This window comes from Granulicella aggregans (assembly GCF_014203275.1).
GTDB lineage: Bacteria > Acidobacteriota > Terriglobia > Terriglobales > Acidobacteriaceae > Edaphobacter.
Genome location: NZ_JACHIP010000002.1, coordinates 218,688 through 242,181, shown reverse-complemented (window position 1 = coordinate 242,181; position 23,494 = coordinate 218,688). Strand labels below are relative to the sequence as shown.

17 protein-coding genes are annotated in these 23,494 nt (G+C 60.0%); 11 read left to right on the top strand and 6 right to left on the bottom strand.

Translation table 11 applies throughout. From position 1 onward, the window contains the following. The first annotated feature begins 17 nt into the window (after positions 1 to 17). Positions 18 to 563, top strand: a complete 546-nt coding sequence (locus HDF16_RS06475) for a c-type cytochrome (RefSeq protein ID WP_184214693.1) — start codon at positions 18 to 20, stop codon at positions 561 to 563. Positions 564 to 631: 68 nt separating this feature from the next. Here the strand turns inward: HDF16_RS06475 and HDF16_RS06470 are convergent, their stop codons facing one another. Continuing rightward, positions 632 to 1,837, bottom strand: coding sequence for a DUF481 domain-containing protein (locus HDF16_RS06470; RefSeq protein WP_184214691.1), 1,206 nt, complete (start codon positions 1,835 to 1,837; stop codon positions 632 to 634). A gap of 88 nt (positions 1,838 to 1,925) precedes the next feature. Between HDF16_RS06470 and HDF16_RS30180 the strand changes: the two genes are divergently transcribed. Beyond that, entirely contained in the window at positions 1,926 to 2,078 is a 153-nt protein-coding gene (locus HDF16_RS30180) for a hypothetical protein (RefSeq protein ID WP_221312572.1), read from the top strand. A gap of 9 nt (positions 2,079 to 2,087) precedes the next feature. Here HDF16_RS30180 and HDF16_RS06465 read toward each other — a convergent pair whose 3' ends face one another. The 4 genes from HDF16_RS06465 to HDF16_RS06450 all read right to left on the bottom strand — a co-directional run bounded on the left by HDF16_RS06465 (position 2,088) and on the right by HDF16_RS06450 (position 9,203). Then, entirely contained in the window at positions 2,088 to 2,726 is a 639-nt protein-coding gene (locus HDF16_RS06465; RefSeq protein WP_184214689.1) for a cupin domain-containing protein, read from the bottom strand. A gap of 27 nt (positions 2,727 to 2,753) precedes the next feature. Continuing rightward, positions 2,754 to 4,508 carry a malto-oligosyltrehalose trehalohydrolase gene (gene treZ / locus HDF16_RS06460; RefSeq protein ID WP_184214687.1) on the bottom strand — a complete coding sequence of 585 codons (1,755 nt, stop codon included), beginning with the start codon at positions 4,506 to 4,508 and terminating at the stop codon, positions 2,754 to 2,756. Positions 4,509 to 4,510: 2 nt separating this feature from the next. Further along, positions 4,511 to 7,159, bottom strand: coding sequence for a malto-oligosyltrehalose synthase (gene treY / locus HDF16_RS06455; protein WP_184214685.1), 2,649 nt, complete (start codon positions 7,157 to 7,159; stop codon positions 4,511 to 4,513). A 169-nt stretch (positions 7,160 to 7,328) separates the two neighbouring features. Then, the gene (locus tag HDF16_RS06450) at positions 7,329 to 9,203 is read right to left on the bottom strand and encodes a glycoside hydrolase family 15 protein (protein WP_246408814.1); all 1,875 of its coding nucleotides are present in this window, start codon (positions 9,201 to 9,203) and stop codon (positions 7,329 to 7,331) included. A 148-nt stretch (positions 9,204 to 9,351) separates the two neighbouring features. Here HDF16_RS06450 and HDF16_RS06445 point away from each other — a divergent pair, with 148 nt between their 5' ends. The 4 genes from HDF16_RS06445 to HDF16_RS06430 all read left to right on the top strand — a co-directional run bounded on the left by HDF16_RS06445 (position 9,352) and on the right by HDF16_RS06430 (position 17,126). Further along, a complete protein-coding gene (locus tag HDF16_RS06445; protein ID WP_246408812.1) occupies positions 9,352 to 11,502 on the top strand; it encodes an alpha-1,4-glucan--maltose-1-phosphate maltosyltransferase in 2,151 nt (716 codons plus the stop codon). After that, complete coding sequence (gene treS / locus HDF16_RS06440; protein ID WP_184214681.1) at positions 11,499 to 14,891, top strand: maltose alpha-D-glucosyltransferase; 3,393 nt, start codon at positions 11,499 to 11,501, stop codon at positions 14,889 to 14,891. The genes HDF16_RS06445 and treS overlap by 4 nt, the downstream gene beginning before the upstream one ends. A gap of 118 nt (positions 14,892 to 15,009) precedes the next feature. Then, entirely contained in the window at positions 15,010 to 16,224 is a 1,215-nt protein-coding gene (locus HDF16_RS06435) for a hypothetical protein (RefSeq protein WP_184214679.1), read from the top strand. A 71-nt stretch (positions 16,225 to 16,295) separates the two neighbouring features. Continuing rightward, complete coding sequence (locus tag HDF16_RS06430) at positions 16,296 to 17,126, top strand: hypothetical protein (protein ID WP_246408810.1); 831 nt, start codon at positions 16,296 to 16,298, stop codon at positions 17,124 to 17,126. 12 nt (positions 17,127 to 17,138) lie between these two features. On the opposite strand, the gene HDF16_RS06425 is transcribed toward HDF16_RS06430, so the two are convergent. Further along, on the bottom strand, positions 17,139 to 17,681 hold the full coding sequence (locus HDF16_RS06425; RefSeq protein WP_221312570.1) for a GNAT family N-acetyltransferase: 543 nt from the start codon (positions 17,679 to 17,681) through the stop codon (positions 17,139 to 17,141). A 145-nt stretch (positions 17,682 to 17,826) separates the two neighbouring features. Between HDF16_RS06425 and HDF16_RS06420 the strand changes: the two genes are divergently transcribed. The 5 genes from HDF16_RS06420 to HDF16_RS06400 all read left to right on the top strand — a co-directional run bounded on the left by HDF16_RS06420 (position 17,827) and on the right by HDF16_RS06400 (position 23,481). Further along, complete coding sequence (locus tag HDF16_RS06420) at positions 17,827 to 19,545, top strand: S53 family peptidase (RefSeq protein ID WP_184214677.1); 1,719 nt, start codon at positions 17,827 to 17,829, stop codon at positions 19,543 to 19,545. An 80-nt stretch (positions 19,546 to 19,625) separates the two neighbouring features. Next, positions 19,626 to 21,932, top strand: a complete 2,307-nt coding sequence (locus tag HDF16_RS06415) for a xanthine dehydrogenase family protein molybdopterin-binding subunit (RefSeq protein ID WP_184214675.1) — start codon at positions 19,626 to 19,628, stop codon at positions 21,930 to 21,932. Further along, positions 21,929 to 22,396, top strand: coding sequence for a (2Fe-2S)-binding protein (locus HDF16_RS06410; protein WP_184214673.1), 468 nt, complete (start codon positions 21,929 to 21,931; stop codon positions 22,394 to 22,396). Before HDF16_RS06415 ends, HDF16_RS06410 begins: the two co-directional genes overlap by 4 nt. A gap of 11 nt (positions 22,397 to 22,407) precedes the next feature. Beyond that, positions 22,408 to 22,605: a hypothetical protein gene (locus HDF16_RS06405; protein WP_184214671.1), complete on the top strand. Its 198-nt coding sequence runs from the start codon at positions 22,408 to 22,410 to the stop codon at positions 22,603 to 22,605. A 9-nt stretch (positions 22,606 to 22,614) separates the two neighbouring features. Then, positions 22,615 to 23,481 carry an FAD binding domain-containing protein gene (locus HDF16_RS06400; protein WP_184214669.1) on the top strand — a complete coding sequence of 289 codons (867 nt, stop codon included), beginning with the start codon at positions 22,615 to 22,617 and terminating at the stop codon, positions 23,479 to 23,481. Positions 23,482 to 23,494: the final 13 nt, after the last annotated feature.

Below are 23,494 nucleotides of genomic sequence, written 5' to 3'. Positions count from 1 at the left end.
GGAAGGGCGGTAATCGAATGGCACGCAAAAAAGGCAGTTCCGGCGGCTTTGGCTGGGGATTTCTGCTGGGGCTGGTGGTCACTGCTGCCGGGGCGTTCGCGTATTTCAAGTTCGGCATGGCCCCGGCGCGCGTGCCGGAGAAGCCGATCCCGTTTGAAAGGGCCGCCGCGCCCGCGGCTCTCCCTCCGACTGCGCATACCGATGTCGCGATCAGAACGGCGCCGTTCGGCACCAGTGAAGATGTCTTCGAGGCGGGCGCACACATCTACAAACTGCGCTGCGCGAGCTGTCATGGCACGCCGGGTCATGATGCTGCTCCTGCAAGATCCACGAGCCCTGCTGCACGGCAGTTATGGAAGCGCCACGGCGGCGCGGTCGGTGTCAGCGGACAAGAGCCGGGCTTGATCTACGCGAAGATCGCTGATGGCGTTCCCCACAGCGGCATGCCGGCTTACGCAAGTCAGCTCTCCGAGACGCAGATATGGCAGGTGAGCCTGCTGCTGAAGAGCGCCGGGCAGCAACTGCCGGACCCGGTGATCGGGATTTTGAAAGGATCGAAATAGTTAGAGGCTTCTAAACGAAAAAGGCGGCTCAGAGCAGCACTCTGAGCCGCCTTTCCTGTTCTGTGCGCTTACGGCAGGGTGTATGTCACACCCAGGACGAACTGGAAGCTGTTCTTTTTGAATCCCGGAGCGGGATTGTTGAGGAAGTTGTCGGTCGTGGTGAAGTTTGCTCCCAGGCGCTTGTAGACGGGAAGAACGATGCCGGCGGTCGCGTCGGCCGAGTACGCGTTTGAGTTGTTGAAGGCCGGAAGTGCGTCGGCGCTCTCGTTGAAGACAATGCCCTTGGGCAGGTTGCGGTGGTAGAGCTCCGAGATGGTCGAGCCGATCAAATTCTGGTCCGGCGTCGCTGGGGTTGTCGTCGGGTCGGCGGGTTGCGCAAAGTGCTGCTTCTCGTAATGAACATCGGCCTTCAGGTCGAGTTCCTGCTTCGGCTGCTGGAACACCGTCCATCCAATACCGCCACCGTAGACCTGCTGCAGATCGAGGCCTTGCGAGTAGTCGTGGTTGAAGTTGACGTGGCCGAGGCCGTAGAAGCGGGGTGAGAAGTATTGGTCCTGTTCGAAGCCGGCGGCGAAGATGTTGGTCTTGATGACGGTGTCGGGAAGCGGGTGAGCGGGATCAGGCTGAGGAAAGACCGGCTGGGTCAGCTTGCCATAGGTCTCGGTGAAGTTGAGGATGCTCTTGCTCTTTGGAGGAAGATACGTGACGAGCGGGATAGCGCGAATCAGCGCTGCGCTTGCGGTAAATGTAGAGCCGTTCTGCGTGGAGCGCACGAAGGTTGCGCCACCGGTGACGTTGCCGTGCCATCCGCCCCATAACGGAACGTGGCCGAGTACCTGCTTGTCGTATGTGGGCTGGTCGATGATGAAGTCGACGTTCTTCGGCTCAACGCTTTCGAGCGTACCTGCGGAGCTGCTAAGGGTCACCTTGCTGTCGGCGTAGCCAACGGTACCTTCCTGAACGTTGGTCGTCGGTGTCTTGGTGTCCTTGCGCAGCAGGGCGAACTGCCCGTGGGCGCGGAGTTCTTTGATCTTAGAGAAGGGGACAGTGATCTCACCAGCCATGTCGCTTTTGAAGACGACCGAGTCGCCGGCGCCGCGCTCGACCGTGCCGGTAAGCTGGTCGCCGTTGCTGAAAACGATCACATCGGGCTCTGGCTTCTTCGCAGCGTCCTGCGCTAGGGCGGTGGTGGCAAGGGCCAGGAATATGACCAGCGAAGTAAAAGCGCGGGAAAGAAGCAGCGATTGGATCGGATGTGGCGAAGTTGTCGTCATATGGGGTCCTTTCAAAGGTACAGGGCTGGCCGAGGTGGAGTGCCTGGGTTGCGGTGAAAGAGAGTAACCTGAGGCAGCGAGGGACAGCGTGCATCCAGTGATAAGAAGCTTCGGAAAAGTGTTGCGGCTGGTCGGGATATCGAGCCCCGAAGACGCCGAGGCCAAGAAGACCTCTGCGGCTGATCCTCCTTCATGGAAGACCGCGAAGCCGTCTGCTGTAGAGACGAAGCCGGGCGAGTGATGGCCGCCACTATTTGCCCGTCCAGTTTGGGCCGATGAAGGTCCGCAGTGTCTCGCGCGTGGCCCACGTAGCAGATCCCGCGTACTTGCTGATCCAGTCTTCATCAGCGCCAATCTTTACGCGGTCCGGTGTGAACTCCGGCGAGAGAACGTTCGCCATCAGTGCGTAGCTTGCACCATCATGCAACCGGAGCGCTTTCCAGCATCCACCGGGCACGGCCACCAGCGGGCGTTCCCCAGCGGCGTAGTTGCGACCGAGTGTGACCTTCTCCGTATGGCCATCGGGGTGGAAGATGAAGTAGTCGACCGGGCCGCCTTCGATCAGGATGTGAGTATCATCGCCAGCCAGCCAGTGCAGATAGTTGATGGGCCGCTCGCGTGTGAGCATGTAGTAAACCTGACTCTGTACTGCGACCTGTTTGCCATCGACAGACGTCTTGATCGCAGAGTTCCCAATGAGGCCGAGGTAGCCGGACTCCTTTGGCAGGACGCTTAGGTTCAAAGTGCGAATAATCTCTTTCCCCCGTGCATCGCCCGCACTCTTTGCCAGCGGTGCTGCGGCGAAAGATGGAGCAACAGACGACGCCACGATGAGTGTAGCGAGCGCGAAGACTTTTGCCGTCGGCAATGTGCGGGGAAATCTCTTCATAGCATCAAGGGTATAGCGCCTTCGTATCTATTCCGGTGCTTCTTCCGATGAAAGGATGGCGAATGTGTTGGGCGGTAGCTTTGCCTTCTCCCCTTCGATAGTGACCTCAGGCCTCGACTGGGCGATCAGGCGATAGCCGCTTGGCACGTCAAACTCTGCGGGCTTTGAACCGAGATTCGTGAGCACCTTTACCTGACCGCGCTCCATGACGAGCCACTTATCCTCCGGCTCGAAGATGATCTGCGTGTGCGCGGTATCGCCATCGTTGAGCGAAGGCGAAGCGCGACGGATGTGGATGAGCTTCGTAAACCAGTCGAGCATGTCGGCGTGGTAGTCCTGATGCACCTCATCCCAGTTGAGCTTTGAACGTAGGAACGTCTCGCGGTCTTCGGGATCGGGGATGAGACCGTCGTCCCAGCCGAAGGCGGCAAACTCTTTCTTGCGACCGGCGGAGACGAGCTTCGCCATCTCTTCATCTTCATGGTCCGCGAAGTATTGGAAGGGTGTGGAGGCGGCAAACTCCTCGCCTTGAAAGATCATCGGCGTGAAGGGAGAGGTGAGGACGATGCCCGCCGCGACCTTGGCCTTGTCGAGCCCGATGATGTGTTCGAGGCGGTCGCCCGTTGCGCGATTGCCGACTTGATCATGATTCTGGATGAAGCCGATGAAGTGATGAGCCGAGAGGCCGATGACAGGCCTGCCGTGGCGGCGCTTGCGGTACTTCGAGTAGACGCCGTCGTAGACAAAGATGTCCTTGAGCGACTTTACGAGTTTGTCCAGCGAGCCGAAGTCGTCGTAGTAGCCCTTGCCGCCTTCGTCGCAGTGCAGGATGGTGAAGAGCGCGTGATGGAAGTCGTCGCTCCACTGCGCGTCCATGCCGTAGCCACGAGCTTCACGTGGAGTGACGATGCGAGGATCGTTCAGGTCGCTCTCCGCGATCAGGACGAGGCGACGGCCTAATGTGGCGCTGGCAACGTCGACTTCAGCAGACAACTGCTCCATGAAGTGCAGCGCCGAACGGTCCATGAATTCATGCACCGCGTCGAGGCGCAGGCCGTCGAAGTGGAAGTCGCGCATCCACATGAGGGCGTTATCGCAGAAGAAGCGCCGGACTTCGTCGCTGCCCGCCTCTTCGAAGTTAATGGCATCGCCCCACGGCGTGATGTGGCGATTCGTGACGTAAGGTCCGTACTTGCCGGTGTAGTTCCCCACCGGACCGAAGTGGTTATAGACCACATCAAGCAGCACGGCGAGACCTGTGTCATGGCAAGCATCGACGAAGCGCTTGAGAGCTTCGGGGCCGCCGTAGTTTTCGGTCACGGCGAAGAGAGCGACACCATCGTAGCCCCAGCCGCGGTCGCCGGCGTAGGCGGCAACGGGCATTACTTCAATGTGGGTCACGCCCAGTGCCTGCAGCTCATGCAGCTTGGTGATGGCTGAGTCGAAGGTGCCATCTTTCGTGAAGGTGCCGATGTGCATCTCGTAGATGATGGCGCCCGTCAGGGGCGGACCCTGCCAGAACTGGTCGCGCCAGTGGAAGGCCTTCTGGTCGTAGATGCGCGATAGTCCGTGGACACCGTTGGGCTGCCATTTGCTGCGGGGATCGGGCCATGCCTGGGGATCATCATCGAGGACGAAGCCGTAGTCGTCACCAGGGCCGCAGGTCTCCACCAGGGCATGCCACATGCCGTGTTCGTCGGGGCCTTCCATGGGATGAAGCTGATTGCAGATCTGAACGGAGACCTTGTTTGGGCGCGGTGCCCAGAGCTTGAACTCGTGCATGCTTATTCTTCCTCTTTGGTGAGCAGGGCAACGGGGAACTCGGCAAGAAGCTGGGAGAGAAGATGCGTACCGCCAAGCAGCGGCTCATCGGTAAGGTGATTGTGCCAGCGGCCTTCGGGAATCACGATCTTCGTGTCCGCCCAATCGTTGTTGAGGCTCATCGTCCAGCGCGGAACGATGGTCGCAACGGAGTCACCACGAAGGAAGGCGACAGCGTGCTCGGCCTTCCTTCCGGTCGCGATGATGGGCGTGTAGGCGGCGGTCTCGCCGAAGCGCTCGGGATGACGGCGGCGCAGGGTGAGTCCGCGATGGATGGTCCAAAGCTTGGGCAGGCCTTCGTCGATGCGCTGCATGATTTGTTCGAGACTCGCTACGTGAACTTCTTTGAGGAGTCGGCGGCGCAGGTCGTAGTCGACGGGGCGGCGGTTGTCGGGGTCGACGAGGCTTAAGTCCCATAGCTCGGTGCCCTGGTACTGGTCGGGCACGCCCGGGCCAGTTAGCTTCAATAGCGTCTGCGAAAGTGAGTTCATCCATCCGGCGCGCTTGATGCCTACTACGAAGGTCTCTACTTCGGCGAGGAAGGCCTTGTCTGAAAACGTGCCGTCGATGAAGTTGTTGACGGCGTCTTCGTAGTCCTTGTTGTTCGCGACCCAGGTGGTCTGTTCCTTGGCCTCGCGCATCGCCTTCTGCATGTAGGCCTTCATGCGATCAGGTGTGATGGGCCACGCGGCGATCAACGTCTGGTAGTAGAAGTATTGTGTGCCCTTATCGAGGAAGCTGGCGCGATGCTGCGTTGTATTCTCCGACCAGCGATAGATGGCGTGGGCGAAGACCTCCGGTATCTCTGACAACACGGCCATGCGGGCGCGGACATCTTCGCTGCGCTTGGTGTCGTGGGTCGAGAGCGTGGTCATGGTCAACGGATGGGTCGCCTGCATCTTCGCGTTGTAGGCGTGGAACTCTTCGATGGTCGAGCCCTGACGTGACGGGTCCGCGCCAACCTCGTTCATCGCGGTCAGCCGGTTGTAGCAGTAGAAGGCAGTGTCCTCCACGCCCTTTGCCATCACCGGGCCGGTGAACTGCTGGAAGCGGAGCACGAACTCGCTCTCTTCCTTGCCCGTCACCTGCATGGTCAGCACATCGCGCAGAAAGTCGAAGAGTCCACCGTCGATGTCGCTTCGATTGGCCTTGGCGCATTCGGTCGCCGCAGTGATGACCTCGCGGTCTTCGGAGGTGATCTCATTTCGCGAAGGCACGACGTAGGTGCGATAGACCGTAAAGCAGGAAGCAACTTCGCGGATGGCGCGGCGAATCTCCGCGCGGGTATAGTCACGCTGATTGCGATTCGTCTCGCAGATGTTGACGAAGATCGAGGTGAGGCGGTTGACGTCACTGCCCAGGGCCTCTTGTGTGACAGCCAACTTCTTGTCGTGGGCGATGGCGTGGAAGTCAGTCGAGCGGTCGGTGAACTCGGCGTAAATGCGATCGAGTTCGGCGACTCCCTCGGGCTTCACAAGAATATTCAGTGCGACGTTGAGAAAGTCGTAACCACTGGTACCTTCAATGGGCCACTCCTGGCGCAGAAACTCTCCGGGTTCGAGGATCTTCTCTCCGACGATCCATGCCTCGGGCGCGGCGGCGCGCAGGCGACGGAAGTATTCGAGTGGATCGCGAAGGCCATCCGGGTGGTCGATACGAATGCCATCGAGAACGCCTTCCTTCAGCCAGCCGAGAATCAGTTCATGCGTCTCCTCGAAGACGTGTTCGCGCTCAATACGCAGGCCGATCAGCGTGTTGACATCGAAGAAGCGGCGATAGCCTAGCTGCTGATCGGCGGTCTTCCAATACGAGAGCCGGTAGTTTTGCTGGCTCAGGAAATCGTCGAGAGCATCCTGGTTCGCGTTCAACTCAGCGACTGCGCGGTCAATTGCCTCGCACGCCGCCGGCTCTTCCGCACAGAGGCGGCCCAGCATCTTGTTCAGCACGGTCTTATCGCGATGGCGCGTCAAGATGAGGCGGCGGTCCCAATATTCGGGCACAGGAAGGCGGCCATAGGAGGCGGCGAGAAAGCTGAGCGTGTCGGACTTGGCGTACTCCGCTGCGCGGGGCAGGATCGCGGTGAGCGAGAGCGGCGAGGTGGGAAACTGTTGTTCCGATGCGCAGACGAGGAACCGGTTGCCGCTGCGCTTCACCTCGATTCCGCCTGCCTGTAGAACACGCCCATACTGGTCAGCAAGGACGGGAACAAGGACCTTATCGCGCAGACGCTCTTCCTGTGGCTGCCAGTCGATGTCGAAGAAGGAGGCGTAGCGGCTCGACGGGCCATTCTCTAACACGTCCCACCAGTAGTGATTTTCGCGGCCGAGCGACATGTGGTTCGGAACGATGTCAAGGACCTGCCCCAGCCTGGTCTCGCCTAGCTTTTCGCAGAAGCGTTTGTGTGCGGCAACCCCGCCTAGCTCTTCGTTCACGCGGCGATGGTCGACGACGTCGTAGCCATGCGTGCTTCCCGGAGCAGCTTGCAGATATGGAGAGCTGTAAACGTGCGAGACGCCAAGCTCGCGCAGGTAGTTCGCGATGGCGGCCGCATCGTCGAAGGTAAAGTCTTTATGCAACTGAAGACGGTATGTCGATTGGGGAGTACGGGGCATAAACTCTCGCCTGAAGAGCAGCAAATGTTGATATTGCCTGCATTTGCAAGCAGGATGAACGTTTAGACCGACAACAGACGCACATCTGGCCCAGAATTAAAGTAAGAAGCTAAAACGTCCCACGAGGTTGCATTGCACGGCGGTATGCGGCTTCTTATATCCGGCAGGCCTACGCTCGCTCAATCGGACTGTTGATCATCGCTGGAGTCCATTGGTTCGATAGGGTAAACGCAGCGTGGATCTGTGCGATGTGCGACAACGCCTGTGGAAAGTTACCTACCATCCTCTTCGCCCGCGGGTCGTACTCTTCGGCCAGCAAGCCGACATCGTTGTTGAGTTTGAGAAGGCGTTCGAAGAGTCTTCGCGCCTGGTCTTTGCGGCCAATGAGATACAGGCTCGTGACCATCCAGTAGCTGCAGGCGAGGAACGATCCCTCTGTGCCTGGAAGGCCATCCACCGACTTCTCCGTCTTATACCGGAGAACGAAACCGTCTTCCGTCAATCCCTCATGGATCGCATTGACGGTACCAATGATTCTTGGGTCGTCCTGCGGTAGAAACCCGACCATGCCGATGCGCAGGCAGGAGGCATCAAGCTGCGTCGAGCCATAGTACTGGACGAAGCTGTTCAGCTTTTTATTGAAGCCCTTTTTCATGACTTCGGCGTGAATCTCGGCGCGGACCTTCTTCCATCGTGGCAGATCGGCGGCGTGGCCGTAACGGTCCACGGTTCGGATCGCGCGATCCACTGCGACCCATGCCATCACCTTGGAATGAACGAAGTGACGGCGCGGTCCGCGTACCTCCCAGATGCCTTCATCGGGCTTCTGCCAGACATCGCAGAGGTGGTTGACGAGCGCGGCTTGCAGGGCGCTCGAGGAGACGCGAAGATCGTCGTCTGCTTGCGGCGTGCGGGCAAGTGCGGCAGCGACTTCGCCGAAGACATCGAGCTGAAACTGGCCGACAGCTCCGTTGCCAATGTTTACGGGCTTCGAGTTCTCGTAACCTGGCAGCCAGCCGGCCTGCCACTCCTTTAACTCGCGTTCGCCGCAGATGCCGTAGATGGTCTGCACCTGCGCGGGATCGCCAGCGACCGCCCGCAGCAGCCATTTGCGCCACTCGACAGCCTCGTCGCGATAGCCGGCGAGCATCAGCACTAACAGCGTGAAGGAGGTATCGCGTAGCCAGCAGTAGCGATAGTCCCAGTTGCGAACGCCGCCGATGCTCTCAGGCAGCGATGTCGTCACTGCTGCCACGATGCCGCCGGATGGGCGGTACGTCATCGCCTTCAGAGTCATCAATGACCTCTTGACGGCGACGCCATATTCGCCTTTGTAGGTGCACCCGGACATCCACTTCTTCCAATAGCGCAGCGTGCTGGCGAGGCTCTTCTCTACATTCAGAGGACTGGGGACATTCAGAAGAGAGGACCTGTAGGTCAGCGTGAAGGAGACGGTCTCTCCCTCTCTTATAGTGAATTCGCTGACGGTAGAGAGACCCTTTCCTCTCATGTGGATCTCGCCGTCACCTTCATGGTGGCCGCGGACCACGACCATATCCGGGCCGGCGACAGCGCGCAGTTCGTGATCCTTGCGGGTCACCCAGGGCACGGTGCGGCCGTAGTCGAACCGAAGTGCGAGCGAGGTCTCCATCTTTACTTTGCCACGCAGACCGCGAACGATTCGAATGATGTTGGAATCTTCGCCGCGCGCCGGCATGAAGTCGATAAGTTTGACGGCGCCGGAGCGGGTCTCAAAGGTGGTCTCGAGCACCATCGTCGGCCCGGCATAGGTCCGATGAGTTGAGAGGACCGTGGCTGAGGGTGCAATCTTCCAGTGGCCGTGGTCGGCGGTACCCAGCAGGGCCGCGAAGCAAGCCGCCGACGAGAAGGTCGGCAGGCAGAGCCAGTCGATTGACCCGGAGAGTGAGACCAGAGCGGCTGTCTCGCAGTCGCCGATGATGGCGTAGTCTTCAATCCGGGACCCATGCAGGGGCAGTTTTGCTTTGGAGGGGGAGCTTTGGGGCGTGCGCCGTGCTTTCGACAAGATTTCCTCGTTCAGAATTCGTTCGGGCGGTAATCGGGACGAGCTTTTCCACTCAGCAACCGGTTGACACGCATATGGCATCTCTACAAGGAGATGGCTGTTCTTCCACGGTTGGATGCCAACGGAAGGGCAGCCATGAAAACGGACTTTGAACTCACTGAAAAGTAAGCCGCTTGCTCGTTACGAAGAGATAAAGACGCTCATAAACCAGCTTCACGCCCCAGGCAGCAAGGCATATCTGATGAAACCAGTAGAGGGCCGCAAGCGAGTCGTCATCGAGGCAATTCAACCGGTCGTGGAGTGTGGACGATATCCGGTGCGGCGCTTCCTGGGTGATCGCGTGAAGGTGTCTGCCGCGATGTTTGGCGACGGGCACGATCATGTTGGGGGACAGCTGCTCTATCGGATGAAGGGTGAGCGCAGGTGGCACAGCATCCCGCTTGAGGCAGAGGGCAACGATATCTGGTCTGCAAGCTTCGTCATCGACCAGATTGGAGCATGGCAGTATGCGGTGCAGGGCTGGATCGATCACTTCGATACCTGGCAGGCGGACTTGCGCAAGCGTCTTGAGGCGCAGCCCGACCCTGCTAATTCAGATTCAACTGCCTCCGAACAGGACATTCCGCTGGCGTTGAGGTCGGGGGCGCTCCTTCTGGAGCGCGCGGCAAGCTTTGCGAAAGGCAGGGATTCTATCGCCATCCGCGAGGTCCAGTTGTCGCTCGAATGGATGGCCGAGCAGAAGGCGGTCTTCTACGAGGATCCGATTACCCCCGGCATCTGTGAGCTTGCGGCGAAGTACTTCGACCCGGCTTTGGCGACGCGCAGCGAAGACTTCGATCTGTGGGTGGATCGGGAACGGGCAAGATTCTCGACCTGGTATGAGCTCTTTCCACGCTCCGCGGCTGCCCTTGAAGAGGGGGAGAAGCAACGGCATGGAACCTTTGCGGATGTACGCGAACGTTTGGCTGCAATTCAGGCGATGGGATTCGACGTTCTGTACATGCCGCCCATTAGCCCCATCGGGGTGGCTTATCGCAAGGGCAAGAACAACAGCGTAACCGCGGAAAAAGGTGATGAGGGTAGTCCCTGGGCCATTGGGTCAATCGATGGCGGCCATAAGGCGATCCACAAGAAGCTGGGCACGATGGACGAGTTTGAGGGCCTGGTCGCTGCGGCGCACGATCGTGGGATGGAGATCGCGCTGGACATTGCGTTTCAATGCTCGCCAGACCATCCCTGGGTGAAAGAGCACCCTGATTGGTTCATCATCCGTCCCGATGGAACGATTCAATACGCGGAGAATCCGCCCAAGAAGTACCAGGACATCTACCCACTGAACTTCGAGTCGAATGACTGGCGCAATCTCTGGGAGAATCTGCACGAGGTCTTCGAGCACTGGGTACGGCATGGAGTGAAGATCTTCCGCGTGGACAATCCGCACACCAAGGCGTTGCCATTCTGGGAGTGGGTGATCGCGGAGATTCACGCGAAGCATCCCGAGGTGATCTTCCTTGCAGAAGCGTTTACTCGGCCGCACGTGATGTATTCGCTCGCGAAGGCGGGATTCACGCAGTCGTATACGTACTTCACCTGGCGGAACACGAAGGCTGATCTACAGCAGTACTTTGAGGAGATCACCAAGCCGCCGGTCAGCGATTTCTTCACCCCGAACCTGTGGCCGAACACCCCGGACATCCTTCATGCAGCCTTGCAGGAGGGCGGACGTCCGGCCTTCATGCAACGGCTGATCCTTGCGGCCACGCTCGGCGCGAGTTATGGCATCTATGGGCCTGCGTATGAACTGGGTGAGAATGCTCCGGCGAAGAAGGTCAGCGAAGAGTACCTGAACAGCGAGAAGTATGAAGTTCGGCAATGGAAGCTGGACGCGCCGTACTCCATTGCACCGCTGATCACGCGGGTCAACGAGATACGCCGCGAAAATGTCGCACTGCAAAGCGATCTCTCGCTGGAGTTCCACGCCGTCGATAATCCGATGGTGATGTGCTATCACAAGCGAGACGACGACAACATCATCCTGGTTGCGATCAACCTTGATCCAAAGAATGAGCAGGCGGGTTGGATCGACGTGAATCTGAAGTCTCTGGGCATCGCGCACGATGAGACCTTTGACGTGGAAGATCTACTCACGGGCGTGCATTACAAGTGGCATGATCGCAGCAACTATGTGGCGCTAAGACCGGATGTGATGCCTGCTCACATTTTCCGCGTGACACACACACAACAGCTAATTCAAGACGCCCCAACCGATGAGAACGAGAAAGCCGAGATATCCGAGTGAAGAAAGCCGGAAGCGCTACTGATCCACTTTGGTACAAAGATGCCGTCATCTACGAGATTCACGTTCGTGCGTTTCAGGACTCGAACGGCGACGGTATCGGCGACTTTCCAGGGCTGATGTCGCGGCTCGATTATCTGCAGGACCTGGGCGTGACGTGCCTTTGGCTGCTGCCGTTCTTCCCATCGCCACTGCGCGACGATGGATACGACATCGCGAATTATGTTGATGTAAATCCTTCGTATGGGACACTCGACGACTTCAAACAGTTCATCGATGCGGCCCACCTGCGCGGGATGCAGGTGATGATCGAGCTGGTCATTAATCACACTTCGGATCAGCACCCTTGGTTTCAGGCGGCGCGGCACGCTCTGCCCGGCTCGCCGGAGCGTGAGATGTATGTGTGGTCGGAGACGGACCGCATGTACGAAGGCGTCCGCATCATCTTCACCGACACCGAAAAATCCAACTGGACGTGGGACGATACGGCGAAGGCCTTTTACTGGCACCGGTTCTTTTCGCATCAGCCCGACCTGAACTTCGACAATCCGCGTGTGATGGATGAGGTGCTGAAGGCGATGCGCTTTTGGCTCGACATGGGCGTGGATGCCCTGCGGCTTGATGCGATTCCATATCTCGTCGAACGCGACGGGACGAACTGCGAGAACGTTCCTGAGACGCACGTCAAGATCAAAGAGATTCGCGCTGCCCTGGACGCGGAGTACAGCAACCGGCTGATCCTTGCCGAGGCGAACATGTGGCCGGCGGATGTGCGGCCTTACTTCGGCGATGGCGACGAGTGCCACATGGCCTTCCACTTCCCTCTGATGCCGCGCATTTACATGGCGCTTCGGCAGGAAGACCGCCTGCCCATCACGGACATCATGGCGCAGACGCCGGAGATTCCGGAGTCGTGCCAGTGGGGTTTGTTCCTGCGCAATCACGATGAACTGACGCTGGAGATGGTGACCGATGATGAGCGGGACTATATGTATCTCGCTTACTCGGCCGACCCTCGAATGCGCATCAACGTTGGCATTCGTCGCAGGCTTGCTCCTCTGGTCGACAATAATCGCCGCCGCATTGAACTGCTGAACTCGCTGCTGCTGAGCTTTCCTGGCACGCCGATTATGTACTACGGCGACGAGATCGGGATGGGCGACAACATCTATCTCGGCGACCGCAACGGCGTGCGCACGCCGATGCAGTGGAACTCCGATCGCAATGCGGGCTTCTCGAAGGCGGTGCCCGCGAAGCTTTACTTCCCGGTCATCATGGATCCGATCTGGGGCTACCAGGCGATCAATGTCGAGGCGCAGCAGTCGGATCCCTCTTCGCTGCTGTACTGGACGAAGAACATGATCGCGCTGCGCAAGCTCTTCCGCGTCTTCGGGCGCGGCACGCTTGAGTTCCTCGATCCGGAGAACCGCAAGATCCTTGCCTATGTGCGGCATCTGAAGGCAGATGACAGCGCTCCTTCGGAGACGGTTCTCTGTGTCGCCAATCTCTCGCGTTTTGCTCAACCGGTATCGCTGGACTTGCGAAAGTTCGAAGGAATGATGCCGGTTGAGATGCTGGGCTACGTTTCGTTCCCGCAGATCGGCAATACGCCTTACGCGATCACGCTTTCACCGTACTCGTTCTTCTGGCTGGAGTTGCAGCCGGCTCCGGAGTTCATTGAGACGCCGGTGGTGAAGAGTGACGAAGCTTCACTGGCGAACTTGAATTTAATAGGAAAGAGTGAAGGGATCAATGCGATCCTCACCGGCCCCGGATTGGCCCTATTGCAGGAGCTTCTGCCGAATTACCTGATTCGGCAGCGATGGTTTGGGGCGAAGTCCCGAACGCTTGAGAGCGTGCGCGTGGCGGACTCGGTTCCTCTGCCTCGCGCGTCGGGTGCACCTGCGGCTTCTACCTGTGCGATTGTCTTTCTCGAGATCACTTACGGAGATGGAGTGGTTGATACCTACCAACTGCCGCTGTGCATCAGCAGCGGCGCGGACGTCGAGCGCGTCCGGGAGAGTTCGGCGTCCGCGATCATTGCGACGCTCGATACCTCGTCCGGGCCCGCGATCCTGCATGACGGCGCGGCCGATGAGGGCTTCCGGCAGCGGTTGTTGACGCTGATCGAGCGGAATGGCGATCTGCCGTCGGCTTTGGGAAGAGTCAAGGGGCACAAGAGCGCGGCCTTCGACGCGGCGCGGGGAGAGGGAGCTTTGCCTGCGCGGACGGGGTCAGCGGAGCAGTCGAACACCTCGATTCTCTACGAGGGCAAGCTGATCATGAAGCTGTTTCGTCGTCTCCAGCCGGGTGAGAACCCGGATACCGAGATTGGCCGCTTTCTGACCGAGGTCGCCCACTTCACTCCGATTGCCCCGTTTCTCGGAGACATCACGAGCAGCGGTGGACCCGACGATGAGCCGACCACGCTGGCCATGCTGCAAGGCTTGGTGCAAAACGAGGGCGACGGTTGGCAGTGGACGCTCGATGAGTTGTCGCGGTACTTCGATAGTTGCGCGACGTGTCCCATACCGCACGATGCGGGAACCTTCCCGGCGTTCGACCGCGATTCGGACGTGCCTGCCGAAGCTGACGAACATGCGGGCCTGTATCTGAAGAACGCGGCGCACCTGGGGCGGCGCACTGCGGAGATGCATCTTGCGCTGGCGACACCGACCGAGGATCCGGCCTTTCGCGCCGAGCCGTTCACCCCTGAGGACCTGTCGCGCGACGCGGCGAGGATAGAGACTCAGATCACCAGCAGCCTAGAGGCCCTGCGCCGGGGCATGGTCGGGCTCCCTTCCACGCCGAGCGAGTCCAGTGATAGCGAGAGTCTGTCAGATCTGGCGGCGTTGGCCTTGAGCCAGCGACGACAGTTGCTTACGCGGGCACGGCGGCTGACGGCGGTCGACGCTAACCTGGCGGGGAAGAGAATTCGTATCCACGGCGACTATCACCTTGGGCAGACGCTTCGGTCGAAAGCTGACTTTGTGATCCTCGACTTCGAGGGCGAGCCTGCGCGGTCGCTCGAGGAGCGACGGATGAAGCAGTCGCCGCTGAAGGACGTCGCAGGGATGCTGCGGTCGTTCAGCTACGCGGCGTACGCGGGTCTGGGAGCCTTCACGCAGCGTCGTCCACCTGCTTCCGCGCAGGAGTCCCGGCCGTTGGAGCAGTGGACGAAGCTGTGGATAAACGCCGTGTCGACGGAGTTCCTGAACGCCTATAAGGCGACGATCGTGAGCGATGCCGGCCTTTTTGAGGACCCCGCGCAGGCGCAGGCGATGTTGAATGCCTATCTGCTGGAGAAGGCGCTCTACGAGCTACTTTATGAACTGAATAATCGGCCCGCGTGGGTGCGTATTCCTCTGCTGGGTATTCTCGCGCTGCCGTAGATACCGGCTGCAGGCTGCATGACCACCGGTGCGGCCAACTGCGCTCCGCTGGATGACATCCATATTAGGATTAGCCAAAGTCCGTTGAACAACACACGGCCGATTGCGGGAACGTTTAATGGCAGCGATATCGTCCGAAGTCAATACGTCCAGCGCGGCGACAGCAGCGCCCACCAGTAAGCTGCTGGTGGTTTTGACTCCGCTGCCGTCTGAGGCTCTCGAAGCAACGCTTGGACGGCTGAGTCTCGCTTTTATCGGCAACAACATCACCGTGTCGACGCCGGACCTGGGCGCCGAGGCAGCGAAGAGCCTGGGACAGGACTTCGCCAATCTTGAAATTGTGTCCGATGACTTGACGGCTCCTCCACCGAGCGGTTGGCTGCTGAGCGCGGCGGATTTTGTCAGCCTGTATAAGACTTTGCAGGAACACGATGCCGCAGCCTGCCTGCTACTGGGGCCGGAGGCCCAGACGCTTCGGGTAGAGGCGATGCGAGCGCTGGCTAGCGCGATCTCGAGCGGTGGCGATCTTGCCGTGCCGCGTTATGCGACAGGGTCGCGTGAGGGCCTGGTCAACTCGGCACTGCTCTATCCGGTCAGTCGGGCGATCTTCGGCGGCCAGCCCAGATTCCCGCTCGCGGTCGATCTTGGGCTTTCTCGGCGCATGGCGGAGAAGCTGGCAACCGTGGCGCAGCGTTTCACGGCAGCCAATCAAAACGATGCGTTGATCTGGCCGATTGCTGAGGCATGTGCCTCGGGATATAGCGTCACAGAGGTTGACGCGGGAGCTCGCACCCTGCCGCAGCCTGCTGGCGGTGATCTAAACGCTGTGCTCGCGCAGGTGGGAGCGTCCTTGTTCGCGATGATCGAGACCAACGCCGCGTTCTGGCAGAGGTCGCGGGTAGGCGGAGGACGCCAGGTGACGAAGTCTCTGGCGGCCCCGGGCGATCTGCCTGATGTCGAGCCGATGATTGACTCTTTCCGCGTGGCTTATAAGAATTTGCAGGAGATCTGGTCGCTGGTGCTGCCGCCGAATTCATTGCTGGCGTTGAAGCGGCTCTCGCAGGCTCCCGCCGATGGGTTCAGGATGGGAGATTCGCTCTGGGCGCGGATTGTGTACGACTTCATCCTTGCCTATAGGTTGCGGACCATCAACCGAGGTCACCTGTTGGGCGCGCTGACTCCGCTCTATCTCGCATGGGTGGCGTCTCATTTTCTGCTGGCACGGACCGGAGTCGATCCCGAGGTGCATATCGAAGAGATGGCGCGTATCTTCGAGTCGGACAAGGCTTATCTTGTATCGCGCTGGCGCTGGCCGGACAGATTCAATCCGTAGAGAGGCTGCATGCTGCGATGAAGGTTTTATGGCGCAGATCGTGGAGCGGTTTCAATCAAGGAGTTCGCACAATGGCAAATATCGCGCTGTTTCTGCAGCAGACCTACCAGGAGCCCGCGTCCGACCCGACGGCGGGGTATGTACCGTCGAGTGGGCAGTCCATCTGGCAGCACATGGGTGTGGCCCTGCACGACTCCATGTACCGGATGCTGTCGTTCTTCAGCCGTCTCCTGCCTTCGCTATTGGCGTTGATCCTGGCGATTGCGATTCTGACTGCCATCGGCGCGCTGCTGGCGTTTGTGTTAAAGCGCATCCTGGTCGCGCTGAAGTTCGATGAGCGGCTGGCGAAGAATCGGTCGGCCGATATCACTTCGTCCATCCAGGACTGGGCTCCGTCTCACAGTCCCACGGTGCTGGTGGTTCGGACCGCGTTCTGGCTCTGCGTGGTGCTGGGGTTTGTGGTGGGCATCTCGGCCTTCGATGCTTCGTATTCAAGTGCTTCGCGGATGTCGTCCTTCCTTCTGCCCTACCTGACGCACTCGGTGGGCGCGATCATCCTGCTACTGGTGGGCAATATCGTCGCTCGTTTCCTGGCGCGATCGGTGCTGATCGGCGCGGTGAATGCGAAGCTGGCCTATGCGCGGTTTCTGTCGTTAGGCGTGAAGTGGATGGTGCTGGTGCTGACGGCGGCGATGGTGCTCGACCATCTCGGCGTGGGTGGCAACATCGTGGAACTAGCCTTTGGAATACTCTTCGGGGGAATTGTATTGACGTTGTCGCTGGCGGTTGGGCTGGGTTCGAAAGAGATTGTTACGCGCTCGCTGGAGCGGAGCGGGGACAAGCTGCCGCCGAGACCGATGGATATCCCGGTGAAACCGTCGGAGCAGTTGCGCCACTTTTAGGGCAGGATAGGTTCAGGGTGTTGAATGGCCTCTGCCAAGAAGGATTGCGGGTTTCCCGTGAAATTCGGTGCGGGCCTCTTCCGCGTAGCCAAGTTTGGCGGCGAGCCTAAGTGACGAGGCATTTTCGGGAGCGATGATGCAGACGCTGCGGAGACTGCCGAAATGAGTTTCGCCCCAGGCGAGGAAAGCGCTGGCGGCTTCGAAGCCGTAGCCTTTGCCATGAGCGGCGGGGGAGAAGACCCATCCTGCCTCCGGGGTACCGACGATGGAAGGCTTGATCCCGCGGTGGAACTCGGCTATTCCGGCTTCGCCGAGAAAGACGCCGGTGGACTTCTCCTCAATGATCCAATAGCCATAGCCTTTCAGGACCCAGTGGCCGACGTGCCGAATCATGCGCATCCAGATCTCTTCTTCGGTAAGCTGCCGACCGACGGTGAAGCGTGTGACGGCCTCCTCCGACCACATGGCAACGCAGTTTGCGAGATCGTCCTCGCGATGGCCACGTAGGCGAAGGCGCTCAGTTTCAATGACGGGGGCAGGACTTTCTTTGAGCAAAACGATCTCTCCAGAGTCTAAAAAAATAATTTACGAAACCGTCTACACGAGTGATGCGCTTCGGGGCTAACATTCACAGTTGTTCAGAAGGTTACAAATATTTTGCCGCAAGCAGACGACTTATAGAGACAGGTGAGGGAATTCGATGGCAAAGTTGCCGCGTTTAGCTGAGCATCCCCGCAGCGTTTTACCCGGGAGCGAGAAGTCTCCCGTCGTCTCCATCTCAACCGATGGCGCTCCCGCGGCCAAGCCGGCTTCCTCGTCGGCGAAGGTCACGGTCTCGGTCATCGTAAAGCGGAAGCAACCCCTCAAGACAAAGAAGCTGGGCAAAGAACGATTTACACGGGCTGAGTTCGGTAAGTTGCATGCCGCCGACCCTGATTCGGTGAAGCTGGTGAAGCAGTTTGCCAAGGAATTCAACCTTAAGGTTGAAGCCGATCCGAAGCAGGTCGCGCGGCGGACGGTCCAACTGACTGGAACGAACGCAGACATGCAGAAGGCCTTCGGCGTGCAGCTGATGCAGACGGTCATCAACGGCCAGAAGTATCGCGTGCGCGAAGGATCGATCACGCTGCCGGCGGGTTTGATCGGCTCGGTGACGGCGGTGCTCGGCCTCGATAATCGTCCGCAAGCGGTGCCGCATTTTCGTATTCGCAAAGCCATTGCCGCAGCAACCCCCGGCGCCGGCGGTATCCAGCCCCATGCCGGATCCGCAGGCGTCTCCTACACTCCAGTCCAGGTCGCGCAGGCGTACGGCTTCCCCAGCGGAGCCAGCGGCACCGGGCAAACAATCGGCATCATCGAGCTCGGCGGAGGCTACCGTACCGCCGACATCACGGCCTACTTCAAGAGCATCGGGCAAACGCCTCCCAGCGTCACCGCCGTCTCGGTCGACGGCGGCAAAAACGCGCCCTCCAACGCCAACTCCGCCGACGGCGAAGTGATGCTGGATATCGAAGTGGCGGCGGCCGTTGCACCGGGAGCGAAGATCGTCGTTTACTTCACGCCGAACACGGACAAGGGCTTCATCGACGCGATTACCACGGCAGTACATGACACGACGAACAAGCCGAGCGTGATCTCGATCAGCTGGGGCGGTCCTGAGTCTAGCTGGACGACGCAGTCTATGAATGCACTCGATGCGGCCTGCCAGACGGCGGCTGCGTTGGGCGTGACGATCACGGTGGCCTCGGGCGATAACGGATCGACAGACGGCGTCAGCGATGGGGCCAACCACGCCGACTTTCCGGCTTCGAGTCCGCACGTGCTGGCCTGCGGTGGCACCATGCTTGACGCGACCGGGTCCACGATCAACTCCGAAGTGGTGTGGAACGAGCAGGCCTCGGGTGAGGGCGCAACCGGCGGCGGCGTCAGCAACGTCTTCCCACTGCCAAGCTGGCAGTCGAGCGCGAAGGTTCCGGCTCCCACAGTTAGCGGCGGCGGGCGAGGAGTTCCGGATGTTTCGGGCGACGCAGACCCCAATACGGGTTACATCATCCGGGTGGACGGCCAGACGTCGGTCATCGGGGGCACGAGTGCGGTTGCCCCCTTGTGGGCAGGATTGATCGCCGTCGCCAACCAGATGAGCGGCAAGTCGGCGGGCTTCATCAATCCGGCGATCTATGCGGCGAAGGCGGCGTCGAGCTTCAACGACATCACCTCTGGCAATAACGGCGGGTTCACGGCCGGCCCGGGCTGGGATGCCTGCACGGGTTTGGGATCGCCCAATGCTCCGGCGCTGATCAAGCTGCTGGGCGGGGTCTCGACAACGCCGGTGACTCCCACCAAACCGCCGAAGAAGCCGAAGCCACCAAAGAAGCCGAAGCCACCGAAAAAGCCCAAGCCGAAGGCTCCGAAGAAGTAGTCTGGTTGGGTTCGGCGAGATTGGTTACGGTGTCGCGTTGGCGAAAGGCAAGTTTCGGTCTATGCTAACCAACAACCTCCATGACTCCAGCACCCGGCCAGATCGTTGGAACCTCCCCTATCCGTAAAGAGGGCCGCGCCAAGGTGGTTGGGGCGGCCCGCTATGTTGACGACATCGCGCTACCCGGCATGTGGTACGGAGCGACCGTCCGCAGCACGATTGCGCGTGGGCGAATTCTGTCGATTAGCTTTCCTCCGGGAGTTCCGTGGGACGAGTTCACAATTGTTACGGCGGCGGATATTCCCGGCGAGAACTGTATCGTGCATCTGGCGAAGGATCATCTCTGCCTCGCCGATACCTTCGTCAATCATCCTGATGAGCCGATTCTTCTGTTAGCGCACCCCAACAAGGCTGTGCTGCCTGCGGCGGTCGCAGCGGTGAAGATTATTTACGAAGAACTGTCGGGAGTTTTCACGATCGATGAGAGTGAGGCACCGGGCGCCCCCGCCATCTGGGGTGAAGACAACGTCTTCAAGACTTACCTGATGAACGCCGGAGATGCGGGCGACGCGGCTGTGATGGAAGAGATCTTCCGGACAGCTGACTTTGTCGTCGAAGGCGAGTACCGGACCGGAGCGCAGGAGCAGCTTTACATCGAGAACAATGGCGTCATCGGTGAGTACTCCGAGAGCGACGGCGTGACGGTGTCGGGATCGATGCAGTGCCCGTTTTATGTCGTTCATGCGCTGGAGCTGGTCTTCAATTTGCCAGCGGAAAAGTGCCGCGTGATCCAGACGGAGACCGGTGGAGCGTTCGGCGGTAAGGAGGATTTTCCTTCGGTCATTGGATCGCATGCGGCGCTGCTGGCGATGAAGTGCGGGCATCCGGTGAAGATCTGCTACGACCGCGGCGAGGACATGGCCGGAACGACGAAGCGGCACCCAAGCCGGACCCGTCATCGGACGGCGGTCTCGAAGGACGGGAAGTTGCTGGCGGGAGAGATCGATTTTGCGCTCGATGGCGGGGCGTACATGACGCTGTCGCCGGTGGTGCTGTCGCGCGGAACGATTCATGCGTCGGGGCCGTATCACTGGCCGCACCTGACTGTCCGGGCGAAGGCGATGGCTACGAACCTGCCGCCGCACGGGGCGTTTCGTGGCTTTGGAGCTCCGCAGAGCCTGTTCGCGATTGAGCGGCACATGGATAAGATCGCGAAGGTCGTCGGTCTGACGCCGGAGGAGATTCGGCGAAGGAACTTCCTTGAGACGGGCGGACATACGGCGACCGGCCAGCACCTTGCAGACAAGGTCGACATGCAGGGGCTGCTGACGCGGGCGCTAGAGGTCTCCGGCTATCACGAGAAGCGGGAGCGCTTTGACCGCGAAAATCCGACCGCGACGATCAAGCGCGGGATGGGCTTTGCGGCCTTCATGCACGGTGCGGGATTTACCGGATCGGGCGAGCGGCGGCTGAACTCGCTGGTGGAGATTGAGCTAACAGCTGAGGGCCAGCCGAGGATCCTGGTCTCCTCGACGGAGTTCGGGCAGGGGACGAACACGATTCTTTGCCAGGTGTGCGCGCAGACGCTGGGGATTGCGTACGAGGATGTGCTGATCGCGCAGCCGGACACGCACAGGGTGCCGAACTCCGGGCCGACGGTTGCGAGCCGGACGGCCATGATTGTCGGCAAGCTGGTGGAGCGGGCTTCGCAGCAGATGTGCGCAACCTTGGTCTCTGCCGGGCTCACGCCCGAAGACGGTTTTCGCGCGGCGGCGATTGGGTATCTCGCCGAGCATGGGGCGCTGAAGGCGAGTGCGCGGTACGAGTCGCCCGGAGACATCTTCTGGGATGACGACAAGTATCGCGGTGAGGCGTATCCCACCTACGCGTGGGCGGTTTATGTGGCGGAGGTTGCAGTCGATATGACGACCTACTTCCCCAGCGTGACCGAGTTCCACGCGCTGCAGGAGGTGGGCAAGGTGCTGCATCCCATACTCGCGGCAGGGCAGATTGAGGGCGGAGTTGCGCAGGGAATCGGCTATGCGATCTACGAAAAGTGCGTTTGGCAGAAGGGCCACATGGCGAATAGCCAGATGACAAACTACATCATGGCGACGAGCGCGGACATCCCGCCGATCCATGTGCACTTCGAAGAGATGCCGACGATTCACGGAGCGTTTGGTGCCAAGGGCATTGGTGAGTTGCCGATGGACGGGCCCGCACCGGCGATCCTGAACGCGATTGAACATGCGACGGGAGTTTCGTTTACCGAGATACCGCTACTGCCGGAAGATATCTTCGAACGCATGACGCAGACACCGGCGGGTGGGACGGAAGATCTGGAACCTGCGATTGCCGGACCATACTTCAGTGAGGTGGGGGCTTGAGCGCGATCACTCTCACCATCAACGGCGAATCGAAGACCATCACCGCGCCTCCGATGAAGCGTCTCCTCGATGTGCTCCGTGAAGACCTGCACCTGACCGGCACTAAGGAGGGTTGCGGCGAGGGCGAGTGTGGATCGTGCTCCGTGCTGATGAACGGCGAACTGGTGAACAGCTGCCTGGTGCCGGTGCTGCAGGCGGCTGGCGCGAATGTCTGCACGATTGAAGGCGTCGCAGTCGAAGGACGGCTCGATGCGGTGCAGCAGTGCTTTCTTGAGGAGGGTGGAGCGCAGTGCGGTATCTGTACGCCGGGGATGATCCTGGCGACGCATCATCTGCTCGACAAGTATCCGCAGCCGACGATGGCGCAGATCCAGGAGGGCCTCGCGGGAAATTTGTGCCGATGCACTGGTTACAAACGCATCTTCAACGCTGTAGAATCCTGCGCAAAGAAGTCTCATGCGTAGGAGGCGGCACTATGCATATCAATTTTCTCCGCGACATCCCACTGGCTCTCGGCGTAATCGTTCTGTTGGTCGGGTTCTACCGCAACGGTTTTGAGATTAAGGCCTGTTCCGGGCCGGACAGCCCGCAGTGGTTGTGCCGGCTGGTCTTCGTTTTCACGGGTACGGTTCTGGTCTGTTTTGGGGTGCTGGGGAACTACGCTCCGCACTAGAATGACTTCATGCGCTCGAATGTATCGCAGTATGACCTGATTGCGCCGGGTTCTCTGGCCGCCGTGCTGAACGCTCTGGCCGATTCGCCGGGAGAGTTCACGCCGATTGCGGGTGGCACGGAATTGATGGTCGCGCTGGGCGCGGGACGCCTGGAAGCGAAGAAGCTGGTCTCGCTGTGGGGTATCCCGGAGCTTCGGTTCATCGAGGTCTCGGAGGATGCGGTGACGATCGGCGCGGGGACCACGTTCACCGATTTGCGCAGACATCCGGTGATCGCCAGCGATTTCACACTGCTGGCGCAGGCAGCGAGTTGGACAGGATCCATCGCAAATCAGAATCGCGGGACTTTGGGTGGGAACTGCGTGAATGCTTCGCCGGCTGCGGACTCGCCCCCAGCGCTGCTGGTGTATGAGGCGGAGCTGACGTTGATCTCGGCCAGTGGCGCGCGGAAGGTTCCTTATGGCAAGTTCCATCTTGGCTACAAGAAGACGATGCTGCGGCCGGATGAGCTGCTGTACAGCATCCAGTTGAAACGTAACTTCAGCGGTTACGTTTCGTATGCGCGCAAGGTGGGGACGCGGAATGCGCAGGCGATCTCGAAGGTGGCGATCGCGGCGCTGGCGCGGGTGCACGGTGGTGTCATTGAAGAGATCCGGTTGGGAGCGGCGAGCCTGAGGGAGACTCCCGCGCGGCTGGTGGCGACAGAGCTGGCATTGACCAGAAGAAGTGTGGATGCTGAGCTAGGGCCGACGATTGCAGCTGCGCGGACGGCACTCGCCGGGGAATGCAGGCCCATCGATGACATTCGCAGCACGGCGAAGTATAGGGCGGCCGTGGCGGGGAACTTGGTTGAGGAGTTTCTGCGCGGACTGTAGCGGGGAACGGATC